This window comes from Tatumella ptyseos (genome assembly GCF_030552895.1).
Classification (GTDB): domain Bacteria; phylum Pseudomonadota; class Gammaproteobacteria; order Enterobacterales; family Enterobacteriaceae; genus Rosenbergiella; species Rosenbergiella ptyseos_A.
The window spans coordinates 1,994,061-2,007,811 of the sequence record NZ_CP130649.1 but is presented as its reverse complement, the minus strand read 5'-3'; the positions used below and the strand labels follow the sequence as shown (position 1 = coordinate 2,007,811).

The 13,751-nt window shown below is 48.2% G+C and carries 13 protein-coding genes; 9 read left to right on the top strand and 4 right to left on the bottom strand.

Features of this window, described 5'->3' with window-relative positions:
- Nucleotides 1-13: 13 nt before the first annotated feature.
- Nucleotides 14-310 carry a YfcL family protein gene (locus tag QJR74_RS09485; RefSeq protein ID WP_304371606.1) on the top strand — a complete coding sequence of 99 codons (297 nt, stop codon included), beginning with the start codon at nt 14-16 and terminating at the stop codon, nt 308-310.
- On the opposite strand, the gene mnmC is transcribed toward QJR74_RS09485, so the two are convergent.
- Nucleotides 300-2,288, bottom strand: a complete 1,989-nt coding sequence (gene mnmC, locus QJR74_RS09480; RefSeq protein WP_304371605.1) for a bifunctional tRNA (5-methylaminomethyl-2-thiouridine)(34)-methyltransferase MnmD/FAD-dependent 5-carboxymethylaminomethyl-2-thiouridine(34) oxidoreductase MnmC — start codon at nt 2,286-2,288, stop codon at nt 300-302. The two genes, QJR74_RS09485 and mnmC, sit on opposite strands and share 11 nt — an antisense overlap.
- Before the next feature lie 153 nt (nt 2,289-2,441).
- Between mnmC and fabB the strand changes: the two genes are divergently transcribed.
- Nucleotides 2,442-3,662 (top strand): beta-ketoacyl-ACP synthase I, encoded by a 1,221-nt coding sequence (gene fabB, locus QJR74_RS09475; protein WP_048912349.1) that lies wholly within the window; start codon nt 2,442-2,444, stop codon nt 3,660-3,662.
- A gap of 88 nt (nt 3,663-3,750) precedes the next feature.
- Nucleotides 3,751-4,944, top strand: a complete 1,194-nt coding sequence (locus QJR74_RS09470; RefSeq protein ID WP_304371604.1) for an arabinose transporter — start codon at nt 3,751-3,753, stop codon at nt 4,942-4,944.
- Between the two features lie 349 nt (nt 4,945-5,293).
- Here QJR74_RS09470 and QJR74_RS09465 read toward each other — a convergent pair whose 3' ends face one another.
- Both QJR74_RS09465 and pdxR read right to left on the bottom strand, forming a co-directional pair.
- Nucleotides 5,294-5,644, bottom strand: a complete 351-nt coding sequence (locus QJR74_RS09465) for a DUF1493 family protein (protein ID WP_304371603.1) — start codon at nt 5,642-5,644, stop codon at nt 5,294-5,296.
- An 83-nt stretch (nt 5,645-5,727) separates the two neighbouring features.
- Nucleotides 5,728-7,182, bottom strand: a complete 1,455-nt coding sequence (gene pdxR, locus QJR74_RS09460; protein WP_304371602.1) for a MocR-like pyridoxine biosynthesis transcription factor PdxR — start codon at nt 7,180-7,182, stop codon at nt 5,728-5,730.
- Between the two features lie 85 nt (nt 7,183-7,267).
- Here pdxR and QJR74_RS09455 point away from each other — a divergent pair, with 85 nt between their 5' ends.
- Complete coding sequence (locus QJR74_RS09455) at nt 7,268-7,708, top strand: rhodanese-like domain-containing protein (RefSeq protein WP_304371601.1); 441 nt, start codon at nt 7,268-7,270, stop codon at nt 7,706-7,708.
- A 4-nt stretch (nt 7,709-7,712) separates the two neighbouring features.
- Here the strand turns inward: QJR74_RS09455 and flk are convergent, their stop codons facing one another.
- Nucleotides 7,713-8,747, bottom strand: coding sequence for a flagella biosynthesis regulator Flk (gene flk, locus QJR74_RS09450; RefSeq protein ID WP_304371600.1), 1,035 nt, complete (start codon nt 8,745-8,747; stop codon nt 7,713-7,715).
- Between the two features lie 201 nt (nt 8,748-8,948).
- Here flk and pdxB point away from each other — a divergent pair, with 201 nt between their 5' ends.
- From pdxB to accD, 5 genes are all read left to right on the top strand, one after another.
- Nucleotides 8,949-10,079, top strand: a complete 1,131-nt coding sequence (gene pdxB / locus QJR74_RS09445) for a 4-phosphoerythronate dehydrogenase PdxB (protein ID WP_304371599.1) — start codon at nt 8,949-8,951, stop codon at nt 10,077-10,079.
- Nucleotides 10,080-10,137: 58 nt separating this feature from the next.
- Nucleotides 10,138-11,145, top strand: a complete 1,008-nt coding sequence (locus QJR74_RS09440; protein ID WP_304371598.1) for an aspartate-semialdehyde dehydrogenase — start codon at nt 10,138-10,140, stop codon at nt 11,143-11,145.
- The gene (gene truA, locus QJR74_RS09435; protein ID WP_304371597.1) at nt 11,145-11,969 is read left to right on the top strand and encodes a tRNA pseudouridine(38-40) synthase TruA; all 825 of its coding nucleotides are present in this window, start codon (nt 11,145-11,147) and stop codon (nt 11,967-11,969) included. Before QJR74_RS09440 ends, truA begins: the two co-directional genes overlap by 1 nt.
- 11 nt (nt 11,970-11,980) lie before the next feature.
- Nucleotides 11,981-12,640 (top strand): DedA family protein, encoded by a 660-nt coding sequence (locus QJR74_RS09430; RefSeq protein WP_304371596.1) that lies wholly within the window; start codon nt 11,981-11,983, stop codon nt 12,638-12,640.
- Between the two features lie 145 nt (nt 12,641-12,785).
- Complete coding sequence (gene accD, locus QJR74_RS09425) at nt 12,786-13,700, top strand: acetyl-CoA carboxylase, carboxyltransferase subunit beta (protein WP_304371595.1); 915 nt, start codon at nt 12,786-12,788, stop codon at nt 13,698-13,700.
- The last annotated feature ends 51 nt before the right edge of the window (nt 13,701-13,751 follow it).

Here is a 13,751-nt window from a genome sequence, read left to right as displayed (position 1 = left end):
TTTAGGAAAACTCATGATTACAGATCTCGAAGAGCATATCCTCGATAGTATCGACAAGACGGTAGAACACGGTTCTGACGATGAGCTTTTTGCCGGAGGATATCTGCGAGGGCATTTAACTTTAGCGGTGGCGGAGCTGGAAGGTCAGTCGTGCGCCGAGCCCGAGGCTCTTAAAGCTCAAGTAGAGCAGAGTCTCTCTCAAGCCATCAAAGCCGGCGAGCTCTCGCCTCCCGACCAAAAACTGGTCATGCAGTTGTGGGAAGATCTCTACCACCGCGCGGTGGCAGAGTTAACGACGACTAAGCAATAGGTCTGCCCTTAATGCGTTTGCGTATCCAGAATCGGCCAGGATGTAAGGCATTTAGCGTAGATTGATCGAGCGGTAGTGCCTCCCCTGAAAGTTGTGAGGCGAGTAACTCGGCCGCTAACGGCGCACTGCTAAGTCCCCGTGACCCAAAACCACCCAGTAGATAAAGGCCTGGGTGGTAGCTTCCTTCCATCGCTTCTTTAACTCTCGCAGGCTCAGCTACGAATTGTTGATAATCACTTAATATTCCCGCCATGGGAAGATGATCGCGTATCGCACAACGTACAGCGATACGCGCCTGATCGCCGATGTTAAATGATGCTGCCCAGTCACTATCGGGTAGACATTGTGTTAGGCGTTGTTGATTGGTTAACTGCTCTTCCGGCGAATAGTCACAATCGTCCTTACCTCGACGATAACTCGCGCCAATACAATGACTTTGATAAGTATCACTTAATGGGGTTAAGTACCCCTCATAGCAAAGTACTGTCGCGAGCTGGCTTAACGGCTGTTGCTTTTCGACGTGGCTAACTTGCCCCGCTACGGGATAAACGGGTATAGCCTCAGTTTGTGTGAACTGGTTTAACTGATGGCCATTGGCAAGGACTACCTGATGGTGTTTAGCGTGGCCGCCTTGGGGTAAATCGAGTTGCCAATCGCCTTGAGATTGCCGTTTAAGGTTCTCTACATTGCACTCCCAGTGGCACTCCACGCCTTGAGATATCGCCCAATCAAACATTTTTGTGGTTAATTCGGCGGGCGATAACCATCCCCCTTCAGGATAGAAAATACCAGAATGTTCAACGGCCAAGCCTGCGAGCTTACTAGCCTCTTCAGCACTGACGAATCTCGCAAAGGAAGGCGGTAATGATAGGGCGACGAGTTGATCGATTTTTTTCCGACTTTTTTCATCCCAACCTAGTTGTAATACACCACACCATTGGTGTTCAAAGGAGAAAGGAAGGGCTTGATAAAATCGTTTCGCGAAAGTGAACGCGGCGCTAAAGAAGGTTGCAAGTTGAGGATCTTGCGCATGTAATAGCGGGTAAACCGCACCTTGCCGATTTCCCGAAGCATTTCCAGCGGGCTTTGCGTCGGCACAGTAGTGCGTGACCTGCCATCCTCGTCTAACCAACGCAATACAGAGACAGGCACTCGCAATCCCACCCCCGACAATGGCAATTTCTTTATTATTCGCCGATGGGCGAGGATACCAAGGCATGGGGTGTTGGTAATTTGGAGGAATGGCTAATTGTCCGATTAGCATCTCGCGTTTATGCGCAAAGCCTTTACGGCGTATCACGTTGAAACCTGCTTGCTCCAATCCACGCCTAACAAAGCCTGCAGCAGTAAAGGTTGCGAAGGTACCTGTTTGCTTAGCCGTAATCGCTAACGTCGAGAACAACTCATCGGTCCACATATCAGGATTTTTCGAGGGGGCGAAGCCATCTAAAAACCATGCATCAACCTTTTGAACTAAATTAGCGTTGAGATCCTCTAACATGTCGTTGATGTCGCCGAACCACAAGTCGAGAGTAATTTGTCCTTGCGCCAGAATTAGGCGATGACAGCCCGGCAGTGCATCAGGCCATTGTTGACGCAGCGCCTGCGAGAAGCTTGCGAGTTCAGGCCAATGCCCATGGGCAAGTTCGAGGTCTGCCAGGGTTAGTGGGTATTTTTCGCAGCTAATAAAGTGTAATCGCGGTAATTTTGATGCGCTATTCTGACGACCTAACAACTGATAGCTTTGCCATAATGTCAAAAAATTTAAGCCTGTTCCAAAACCAGTCTCGGCAAGGGTAAAGGTATCTTGCTGGGAATTGAGCAGACGTGTAGAGAGGTCATTGCCCTCTAAAAAGACATAACGTGTCTCTTCCAACCCGTTATCGTTTGAAAAATAGACGTCATCGAAAAATTGCGAAACAGGTGTACCTTGTTCGTTCCAAACGAGGTCTGCATGGTTAATAGTGGGTGATTTCACGTCGAGGGCTCTTTACGGAAGACTTGGGAATAGTCTAGCGATATCACAATTTATAGGCAAATTTACAAAGAGTTTGTGTATTGGGGGTTGTTCGGCGTACAACTGTACGCTAAAGTGCTCGCCATAAGATGATAGTTGTTATGAGGAATGTGAATGAAACGTGCAGTGATCACAGGCTTGGGGATTGTTTCCAGCATTGGTAATAATCAGCAAGAAGTGCTGGCTTCTCTTCGTGAGGGGCGTTCAGGAATCACTTTTTCTGATGAAATGAAAGATGCAGGCATGCGCAGCCACGTCTGGGGTAACGTTAAAATGGATACCACAGGCTTAATTGATCGCAAAGTTGTCCGTTTTATGAGCGATGCATCGATCTATGCTTATCTGTCCATGGCGGAAGCCGTTAAAGATTCGAAGCTGACTGAAGAGCAATATCAAAATAATCCACGCGTGGGCTTGATTGCAGGTTCAGGCGGCGGTTCTCCACGTTTTCAAGTCTTTGGTGCTGACGCAATGCGTAGCCCTCGTGGTTTGAAAGCAGTGGGGCCATATGTCGTGACTAAAGCCATGGCTTCAGGGGTTTCAGCTTGTTTAGCGACGCCATTCAAAATTCACGGTGTGAACTACTCGATCAGTTCTGCCTGTGCGACCTCTGCACACTGTATCGGTAATGCCGTTGAGCAAATCCAACTCGGTAAACAAGACATTGTTTTCGCAGGTGGCGGTGAAGAGCTTTGCTGGGAACTGGCTTGTGAGTTCGATGCAATGGGTGCGTTATCCACGAAATATAACGATACACCAGAAAAAGCTTCTCGTACTTACGACTCAGAACGTGATGGCTTTGTTATTGCAGGTGGCGGTGGTATGGTCGTGGTCGAAGAGCTTGAGCACGCCCTAGCACGTGGTGCGCATATCTACGCAGAGATCGTTGGCTACGGCGCAACCTCTGATGGCGCTGATATGGTTGCTCCTTCAGGTGAAGGTGCAGCACGTTGTATGAAGATGGCGATGGAAGGTCTGGATACGCCGATCGATTACCTGAATACACACGGTACTTCTACACCGGTAGGTGATGTAAAAGAATTGGGCGCTATTCGCGAAGTCTTTGGTGATAACACGCCAGCACTTTCTGCGACCAAAGCCATGACAGGCCACTCTTTGGGTGCAGCTGGCGTTCAAGAAGCCATCTATACTCTACTGATGTTGGAACACGGCTTTATTGCACCGAGCATTAACATTGAGCAAGCGGATGCCGCAGCAGAGGGGATGAACATCATCACCCAACCTACCGAGCGCGCACTGACTACTGTAATGTCAAATAGCTTCGGCTTTGGTGGTACCAACGCGACATTGACGATGCGTAAATTTACATCATAATCAATTTATCGTAGATAAAACGGCAGCCTAGGCTGCCGTTTTTATTACCTTAAATAAAATTCCCCGCAGTCATTAAGGAGTCAAAGTGATGACAGAGGACAAGAACCGTCCTGAAGAACGCTCGGTAAAACCGGTAGCGGTGACATCGTCAGCCGTATTTCTGACCTACCTTACTGCAGGTATCGCATTACCGGTCATCCCTTTATTCGTTCATAATGATTTGGGAATGAATAATGTGATGGTCGGCATCGCGGTGGGTATCCAATTTTTCGCGACATTAGTAAATAGAGGCTTTGCCGGAAAAAAAGCCGATCAGCAAGGGGCCAAGCAGACGACTCGATTGGGGATGGGCGTTATTGCTTTAGTCGGAGTCGCTTATCTCTTGTCGGTTTTTGCGAGCCACTCTATTTGGCTACAATTTGGCTTATTACTTTTGGGCCGTATTTTGCTGGGGTTGGGTGAAAGTTTTTTACTGACAGGAAACCTTACTTGGGGCCTTGGGCTGATTGGGCAGCCACGTTCCGGGATCGTCATGTCTTGGAATGGAATGGCGATTTACGGGTCTCTCGCGGCGGGTGCACCGATTGGTCTGTATCTCTACCACCATTTCGATTTTCTTGGGGTGAGTATTGCTTGCATCCTGTGTCCATTAATTGCGCTACTCTGTAATGCAAAAATTCCTGCGGTACCCATTAGTGGTGGCGATCGTCCTCGATTTACTACTGTACTGAAACAAATCTTGACACCCGGTGCGGTACTCGCGCTTCAGGGGGTTGGGTTTGCGGTGATTGGTGCCTTTATTTCGCTTTACTTTGCTGCTGAGCATTGGGGTAACGCAGGATATACCCTTACGATATTTGGACTTTCTTATGTAGTCATCCGCATATTCTTCGGTGGCATCCCCGATAAAATGGGGGGCGTGAGAGTGACTATTGTGTCGCTATTAGTAGAAACCGCTGGCCTATTACTGCTCTGTTTTAGCCAGCAAGCCTGGCATGCCTTAGTCGGCGCAGCGTTAACGGGGGCCGGGTGCTCACTTGTTTTCCCAGCCATGGGCGTCGAAATCATGAAGCGTGTTGATGCACAGGTTCGTGGGACTGCATTGGGATGTTTCTCCGCCTTTCAGGATGTCGCTTATGGTGCCACGGGGCCGCTAGCGGGTTTTCTAGCGAATAGTGCAGGCTACGGCGCCGTCTATTTAGCGGGTGCTTGCTGCGCCCTGGTTGGGGTTATTGTCAGTTTAACGATGCTGCGTGGAACAACACCTCATTCAACAGCGTGACCGCTTGACGTATCAGCTCAGGAAGAAGCTTGTTGATGACTTGCTCTTTGTAACGGCAGCTATCGCTAACGGACTCCTGATAACCTGTTATCCTGTGTGGTAAATACTATGAACGGGAAAATTACCGGCTTTGTATAGATGCATGAATATGCTGTCAATTACCTTGGCAAATTGCATCATGAGTACTGATGAATGCCGATAAATTTTCTTCCTGGGATAAGGGCGAGGCGTAGGGTGTGATGGTGTCCACTTAACTCCAACTCTGTTCAGTTATTTTCTTTAAAGAACGATTTACTGATTGATTAAAATAACTGAATAGATACTAAGTTTTTAAACTTTTCATTTTTGTTTAGTCGTATAACCATCGCCCGGCCTTTGCTGAATGGATAAGCATGTGGATAGTGAATTCAGGGACAGGTATTGACGGGCTTTTTTTAAATGGATTCCATGAGAAAGGCTTAGTAGGGAAGTAAGTTTCAAGTTTAAAATTACCTCGCGCGACATCGAATTTCTCGAAAAAATCATTCATTAGATCTTCAACTTCAAGCTCGTCAATGCATAAATCTGCATCGAGATCAGTTTCAGGCGTTAGCTCAACTTTTTTTATGTTAAAGAGATACGTGCCCGCATATGGTCGTACAAGTTCATAGACTCTTTGCTCAATATTGTCGTCTACCTGAGTTTCTATTTTTTTAATCATGTCTTTGACCTAATGGGGACGACTTTTCCAGAGTGACTATTTGTCAGCTCATGAATATTGCTGTAAAACTCTAGACCGTTAATTTAAATCTTATCGGAGCAATTTAACGATGCTGCGTGGGACAATACCTCGTTAAACAGCGTGACCGCTTGACGTATCACATATGGGCTGAGCGCCGCAAAACCGATTATCCATCCGTTTATGGGGGGAGAGGTTAAGCAAAGTGGCGCAAGCTCTGTGAGCATAACTCCCTTACGACTCGCCGAGGCTGTTATCGCTGAAGTATCGCCCTTAAGATACTCAATAGCCAGTTGAAGGCCACCTTCCGAGGGTAATACACGAACTGTCCCCGCCGGGCACTCCTCAAGTAATTCAAGCAGTAGATGACGTCTGGCAGCATAGAGCTTTTTCATCAGACGTAGATGACTCGCAAAATAGCCTTCCGAGATAAACCTCGCAACGACTGCTTGCGATAGCACTGCAGTATGACTGTCCAGCCGTTGCCGTGCATTAACCAACTGCGGCACGAGAAAAGGGGGGACGACCATATAGGCAAGCCGAATTCCTGGAAAAAGCGTTTTGGAAAATGTTCCAAGGTAGATGACTTTTTGAGTACGGTCGAGTCGTTGTAAGGAGGGGGGCGAATCCTTGCCATAATGATATTCGCCATCATAGTCGTCTTCAATAATCCAACTTTGATGTCGAACCGCCCACTCTAGCCACTGTTGGCGTCTTGATTCGCTCATCGTCATCCCGAGTGGATATTGATGACCAGGAGTCAGGTAAGCTAGCTTTGCGGGTTGGTCCGGAGGTAAGGCACCTTCATTATCTAAAAGCTGGGGGGCTACTATAGCGCCCGCCTGACGAAACGCATTAACCGCGCCCTGATAGCATAATGCTTCAGTTAGGATGGTATCACCTTCCTCCAATAGCAGATAAGCCAACCATTGTAAGCCTTGTTGGGAGCTATTCATCATAATAATTTGTGATGGCGTACAACTAACTTGGCGGGAGAGCGTCAAATAATGGCTGATGGCTTTACGGCACTCGGCCAGTCCCTGCGGATCGCCATAGAGTAATTGCTCAGGTGATAAACTCTCCATAACTTCTCGGGTCACATCGGCCCACTGTTTCAATGGAAAAGCCTTAACGTCGGGGACACCAGCACTAAATGGCTGTATGGTCTGAGGATCAAGGCATTGACGCTGGGCGATTAACGCTTGGCCACGTGATGATAACGTTAAGGGTAATCCTTGGTAAGAAGGTAGTGGTTTAGGTAGTTGATGTTGCGCGACAAAACTACCTTGACCGAGAAGGCGTGTAATATAGCCTTGAGTCGTTAACCGCTGATAGGCTGACTCTACTGTAGTACGTGAACAACCTAAATCATTAGCTAATTGACGGCTCGAGGGTAAACGTTCTCCAGCGAGTAACTGTCCTTTCTCTATTGCGGTTCTGAGGACTCGGCAAAGCTGTGTCACGCGATCCCCGCGCTTCGCCAGAGTGAGTGATAGCCAAATTGAAGAACGTTGCGTCATAGTGGTCTTATTGTTTGATGGAAATTGGTCTTATTCAGAACGGTATAGTGCGGTATTCTGCTATGACGACACAAGGAGATTATCGATGACCAATACCCCTTTTACTTTTGCCGAGCCGACTCAGAGCGCCGCCTATTTAGCAGCGAAATTGGCCTATTATATTGATGCTTGGGACTTAGCGGAAAGCTGCCAGCGTAAAACCGAAGAATGCATCGTACTCGATGTTCGTTCTGCAGAACACTATCGTCGCGGCCATATCCCTGGTGCGATTCATTTCCCCCATCGTGAGATGAATGCACTAACCTTGGCGAAGTTATCTAAAGACGCTAACTATGTCACTTACTGTGATGGAATAGGATGTAACGGTTCGACCAAAGGGGCGTTCAACCTAGCGCAAGCTGGATTCAGGGTTAAGGAATTAATTGGCGGCTTAGATTTTTGGCTACGGGATAATCACCCGATAATCGAAGGGAGTGAGCCAAGTTCTTGGCCCACGACAGCAAATCCAGTGCAATGCGGTTGTTAGATCATCACCAGATAAAAAATAAGAAAAGCAGGGCTACGCCAATCATTACTAACGTCAAGCGTGGAGAAATAGGCCACCAGCCTGTTTCTCCAGCTGTTGGCGGAGCAGGATGATAAATAGGAGTAGGGCCTGAGGTTAATGCGCCATGAGGTGGTCGCCAACCAAAACCGGCACGGTGGCTAAAGAGCACATTAAGTAAGTCTTGCGCTTGTACTCGTGATAAGGGCATGTCCGCAGTCAATTGATAATGTTGTTGGCAGTAAACGGCGGCTTGCTCTATTTCTTGGCCACTTGCTGGATGTTTTAAGCCTTGTAATAACTGTGGCAGAGGGAGGCTGCTTTGTCCCACTAACTGCTGGCGAGCTTGCAAATATTGGGTCAATAAAGGGTAGTGTTTCGCGGGAATAGGGTCGCCATCTTTTAAACCGACCAAATTATGCAGCGTTTCCCATACACTGATGGGTGACTCGCCGTTCGCGACAGATAACTTTACCACTTGCTGACTGAGTGTAGAGTGCTCTGCAGGCAGTAGGCTTCGTGCAGTGGTAGTCGTTTGCACCGGTTGGGGAATCGTGATCTGTCCTTGTTGAAGGCGCGTTAATACTTGTTCAAGTTGCGCCTGCGTCAGAGCACTTAATACTGTCTGCCCAAATTGATGACGAATATATTCACTCACAGCTTGCCGATTATTACCCTGAGGGAGGAGGTCGGTGAGCTGTTGTAATTGTCGGCGTGCCAGATGATTATTCTGTTCTTGTTTGAGGATACCTTGTAACCACTTTTCTGCTTCAGGAAAGTGAGACGAAAGCAGTTCAGCTTCCCCACTGACATTAACGTGATGGCGGATTCCGGCCCACAGCGCGGGGGCTTTCAAACTACTGATCGCCAGAATTTTAACAATGATGCGCTCTAGTGCAGTACGTTGTGCTGAAGTTAACGCTTCACTGTGCAACGGCTTAGCTTTTAAACTATTCGGGGAGGTTGAATCGTGACGGAGTGGACCGTCGGTAAATCCGCGAGGGCCGCTAAGTGGCTGCATGGCAACATCCTTACAAAAGCTTAAAACCGGATGACCGGGGAATAGCCGGCTATCATAACAACCCCCCCATGAAATCCCAAGCGACAATCTCGCTTTTCAGGCATTATTTATCACTCTGAGTGAGAATCAATCTCAGATGTTTTCAACTTGAGAATATGACAGAATATCTTAACACTCCCTTAATACCCACTAGGCCAAATAATGAAAATTGTTGTCGATGAAAATATGCCTTATGCGCAGGAGTTATTCAGCCGTAAAGGAGAAGTGATACGTGTGCCAGGGCGGCCTCTTCCGGTAAGTGAATTACAGGATGCCCAAGCACTTATGGTCCGTTCGGTCACACCGGTCAATACGCAATTGGTTACCAATACGCCTCTGACATTTGTGGGCTCGGCGACAGCTGGCACCGATCATGTGGAACTTGCCGATCTTGAGGCAGCAGGGGTCGCGTTTTCAGCAGCACCCGGTTGTAATGCGATTGCGGTAGTAGAATATGTCCTATCCGCGCTACTCCTCTTGGCTGAACGCGATGGTTATGCATTATGTGATAAAACAATCGGTATTGTAGGGGTAGGAAATGTGGGTAGTCGCCTACAAAGACGTTGTGAAGCCTTAGGGATGAGGGTCCTGTTATGTGATCCACCCAGAGCTGATCGTGGTGATGATGAAGAGTTCCTCCCCTTATTAACGTTAGCGAAGCAAGCTGATATCCTTACGTTTCATACTCCTTTGATTAAACAAGGCGCCTATCAAACCTGGCATTGCGTTGACCGAAGCCTGCTGGAAAGGTTACGCCCAGGTTGCGTACTGATTAATGCTTGCCGAGGCGCGGTGGTCGATAACCAAGCCCTCAAACAGGTATTGACCGAACGTGAAGATCTGAGTGTCGTACTCGATGTGTGGGAACCAGAACCGCATTTAGACCAACAACTCCTCTCTCACGTTGATATCGCCACCGCGCATATTGCGGGCTATACCTTAGAAGGCAAAGTTCGTGGTACCACTCAACTTTATGAGGCGTGGACCGCATTTATCGGACAGCCAGAGAACATTGCCCTGAGTGATCTACTCCCCCAACCTGATATCAGTGTTGTGAACGTTACCGGAGAGTTTTCGCAGTCACTTCTAAAACGTTTAGCTCATCTCGTGTATGATGTGCGCCGCGATGATGCATTGCTCAGGCTTCACATTGCTGATGAAGGTGGATTTGACCGGTTAAGAAAACAGTATCAAGAGCGCCGTGAGTGGTCTTCATTAACCGTTAGCTGTTCAAACGCCTCGACCGCCGAACGACTCCGTGAACTCGGATTTAATACCTTGTACTGTGCTTAGGCTCAGTTGTTGTTGGGGTGAGTACGACTCATCCCGTTAATTTAGTGTGGAGTACCCCATGTCCCAGGGTTGGAATATTGCTATTTTAGGTGCGACCGGAGCCGTTGGCCGTGCGTTAATTGAGTGTTTAGAGCAGCGTCAGTTTGCGGTAGGTGAACTTACCCTATTGGCCACTGAAGAGAGTGCAGGGGAAGCTATCCGTTTTGCTGGGAAAAATTATCTCGTTCAGGATGCGCGCAACCATGAGTGGAGCGACAGTCAATTAGCCTTTTTTGTCGCGGGACAACAAGCCAGTGCAGACTATGCGGACCTCGCCGCGGAAGCCGGATGTATTGTCATCGATAGCAGTGGTCTCTTTGCGTTAGCCCATGATGTTCCCTTAGCCGTGGTTGGCGTCAATGACAACACACTTGCCGATTACCGTAATCGTAACATTATTGCGGTTGCCGATAGCCAAGTGAGCCAGTTGATGAATGCGATCACTCCTCTTAATGAGGCTGCCAGCGTTCAATCCATCCAGCTGACTGAACTGTTATCAGTTTCTGCTCAAGGGAAAATTGCGGTCGATGCGTTGGCGGGTGAAAGCGCACGCTTACTCAACGGCATCCCTCCGGAGAGCTATCATTTTGGTCGTCAGCTCGCCTTCAATATGATGCCGTTAGCGATTGATGAGCAGGGTAGTGTCGCGGCAGAACGCCGTGTCGTGGACCAAGTCCGTAAGATCCTACAAGACGAAAGTTTCCCTTTAAGTGTGACTTCGCTCCAAGCGCCGGTATTTTATGGTAATGCGCAAAGTGTGCGGGTGATAACGGCGCGTCCCCTTGAGGTAGATGAAGCCCAACACGTCTTGGGTGAGCAAGCTGATCTGGCAGTGAGTGAAGAACACGACTTCCCGACACCAGTAAGTGAAGGCACAGGTCAAGACCAGCTTTATATTGGTGCTATTCGTCAAGATTATGGACAGCCTGAAGGGTTACAATTCTGGTCAGTAGCGGATAACGTCCGTTACGGGGGGGCCTTAATGGCAGTGAAAACGGCAGAACGCCTGATTGAGGATTATCTGTAATGTCGACAGCCGAAGCGCCGTACAAAATTGCACTAGGGATTGAGTACGATGGCAGCCGATATTATGGTTGGCAACGCCAACGAGAAGTACGTAGTGTCCAACAGGTACTTGAAAAAGCGCTGACCCAAGTGGCGAATCATCCCATCGATGTGTTTTGTGCGGGACGAACGGATGCAGGGGTACACGGTACGGGGCAAGTGGTCCACTTTGAAACACAAGCTAAGCGGGCAGATGCCGCTTGGACATTAGGGGTCAATGCAAACTTACCTGATGATGTTGCAGTACGCTGGGTTAAAGCGGTACCGGATGACTTCCACGCACGCTTTAGCGCGACTGCAAGGCGTTATCGCTATGTCATTTATAATGAGCGCTTACGTCCAGCAATCTTAGGGAAGGGCTTAACGCATTTTTATCATCCCTTGGACACCGAGAAAATGCATCGTGCGGCACAGAGCCTGCTTGGCGAGAACGATTTTACTTCGTTTAGAGCGGTTCAGTGCCAATCACGCACGCCATGGCGCAATATTTCACATATTCAAGTTTTACGCCAAGGTAGCTTCGTAATTGTCGACATCAAAGCCAATGCTTTCGTCCATCATATGGTGCGTAATATTGTTGGCAGTCTACTGGAAGTAGGGATGGGAAATCAGCCTGAACAGTGGATTGCCGAGCTATTAGCGCTACGCGATCGAACTAAAGCGGCGGCAACGGCGAGAGCGGAAGGACTTTACTTAGTCGCGGTGGACTATCCTGACCACTTCGACTTACCGACACCTGCGCTAGGGCCATTGTTCCTCGCAGATAATAATTACTTTCCTCAGTAAGGAGTTATGCAATGCTATCAATGATTATTGATTTTATATTGCATATTGATGTTCATCTAACAGCGTTGATCGCGCATTATGGTTTATGGGTTTACGCCATTCTGTTTCTCATTATTTTTTGTGAGACTGGGCTTGTGGTAACGCCTTTTCTTCCTGGTGACTCTCTGCTATTTATTGCGGGAGCGCTCGCTGTTTTACCTAGCAATGCGTTAAATGTGCATATGATGGTGGGATTATTAGTGATTGCTGCGGTACTGGGTGATGCACTGAACTACACCATCGGACGTTTATTTGGCGAAAAGCTCTTTAGTCGCCCAAATTCCCGTATTTTTCGCCAGAGCTATCTCGATAAAACTCACCAGTTTTACGATAAACATGGCGGTAAAACCATTATCCTCGCGCGCTTCGTTCCCATCGTCAGAACCTTCGCCCCTTTCGTCGCCGGGATGGGTCGGATGAGCTATCGCCAATTTGGATTCTATAACCTGATCGGCGGCGTATGCTGGGTGGCATTATTTAGCTACGCTGGCGCTATTTTCGGTGATCTACCGGTGGTGAAAAGCAATATCAACCTATTAATCGTTGCGATTATAGTGGTCTCGGTACTGCCTGGCATTATTGAAGTGATCCGCCACCGGATGAAAAAGAATAATACAGATCCTGCATCATAATGCTGATATCTGTATAATTGCTCCATATTTTTATCCACAGAACCTCGCGGTTGTGGTTTAATGAGCGCTATTTATTGGCTGTTGAGTAATCATTCAGCAGAAACACAGTGACTGGTAAAACCAGGTTCAAACAGAAAGGTCCTCAATGAGCTGGATTGAACGAATTCTTAACAAAACAAATGTTGCCCCTGCCCGTAAGGCGAGTATTCCTGAAGGGATTTGGACAAAGTGTACAAGTTGTGGTCAAGTACTCTATCGTGCTGAGCTAGAACGTAATCTCGAAGTCTGTCCTAAATGTGATCATCACATGCGTATGCATGGGCGTGATCGCTTGAATGCTTTTCTCGATCAGGGTACGACTCTTGAGCTAGGCAGCGAATTGGAACCGCGTGATTTACTGAAATTCCGCGATTCCAAAAAGTATAAAGACCGTATCGTAGCGGCGCAAAAAGAGACCGGTGAAAAAGACGCTCTGATTGCAATGAAAGGTCAGCTGCATGGTATGCCAGTTGTGGCGGTTGCTTTCGAATTCTCCTTCATGGGTGGTTCGATGGGAGCAGTGGTCGGGGCGCGTTTTGTAAGAGCCGCCGAACAAGCATTAGAAGAGGGGTGTCCACTCATCTGTTTCTCCGCCAGTGGTGGGGCACGTATGCAAGAAGCGTTAACGTCATTAATGCAAATGGCCAAAACGAGCGCAGCCTTAGCTAAAATGCGTGATCGGGGTCTGCCGTATATTTCGGTACTGACTGACCCAACAATGGGCGGTGTCTCAGCAAGCTTTGCAATGCTCGGCGATCTCAATATTGGTGAGCCCAAAGCACTGATTGGTTTTGCAGGCCCGCGTGTTATAGAGCAGACGGTACGTGAGAAATTACCACCGGGCTTCCAGCGCAGTGAGTTCCTCATCGAGAAAGGGGCGATCGATATGATTATTCGCCGACCTGAATTACGCTTCAAGCTGGCGAGCCTACTTGCCAAGATGATGAACCTTCCGGCACCACTTCCTGAAGAGCTTCCGCCAGCCCCTGAAAAGGTTGAGCAATCGCCTAGCGACGCTTAATTCTATATTGCACATTGAAAGACGCTCTGGTAGCGTCTTTTTTATCATTGT

Bases quoted from the DNA above. Each gene is read 5' to 3' on its own strand.
- QJR74_RS09485 (WP_304371606.1), top strand. From the start codon at position 14: ATGATTACAGATCTCGAAGAGCATATCCTCGATAGTATCGACAAGACG.
- fabB (WP_048912349.1), top strand. From the start codon at position 2,442: ATGAAACGTGCAGTGATCACAGGCTTGGGGATTGTTTCCAGCATTGGT.
- QJR74_RS09470 (WP_304371604.1), top strand. From the start codon at position 3,751: ATGACAGAGGACAAGAACCGTCCTGAAGAACGCTCGGTAAAACCGGTA.
- QJR74_RS09465 (WP_304371603.1), bottom strand. From the start codon at position 5,644: ATGATTAAAAAAATAGAAACTCAGGTAGACGACAATATTGAGCAAAGA.
- pdxR (WP_304371602.1), bottom strand. From the start codon at position 7,182: ATGACGCAACGTTCTTCAATTTGGCTATCACTCACTCTGGCGAAGCGC.
- QJR74_RS09455 (WP_304371601.1), top strand. From the start codon at position 7,268: ATGACCAATACCCCTTTTACTTTTGCCGAGCCGACTCAGAGCGCCGCC.
- flk (WP_304371600.1), bottom strand. From the start codon at position 8,747: ATGCAGCCACTTAGCGGCCCTCGCGGATTTACCGACGGTCCACTCCGT.
- pdxB (WP_304371599.1), top strand. From the start codon at position 8,949: ATGAAAATTGTTGTCGATGAAAATATGCCTTATGCGCAGGAGTTATTC.
- QJR74_RS09440 (WP_304371598.1), top strand. From the start codon at position 10,138: ATGTCCCAGGGTTGGAATATTGCTATTTTAGGTGCGACCGGAGCCGTT.
- truA (WP_304371597.1), top strand. From the start codon at position 11,145: ATGTCGACAGCCGAAGCGCCGTACAAAATTGCACTAGGGATTGAGTAC.
- QJR74_RS09430 (WP_304371596.1), top strand. From the start codon at position 11,981: ATGCTATCAATGATTATTGATTTTATATTGCATATTGATGTTCATCTA.
- accD (WP_304371595.1), top strand. From the start codon at position 12,786: ATGAGCTGGATTGAACGAATTCTTAACAAAACAAATGTTGCCCCTGCC.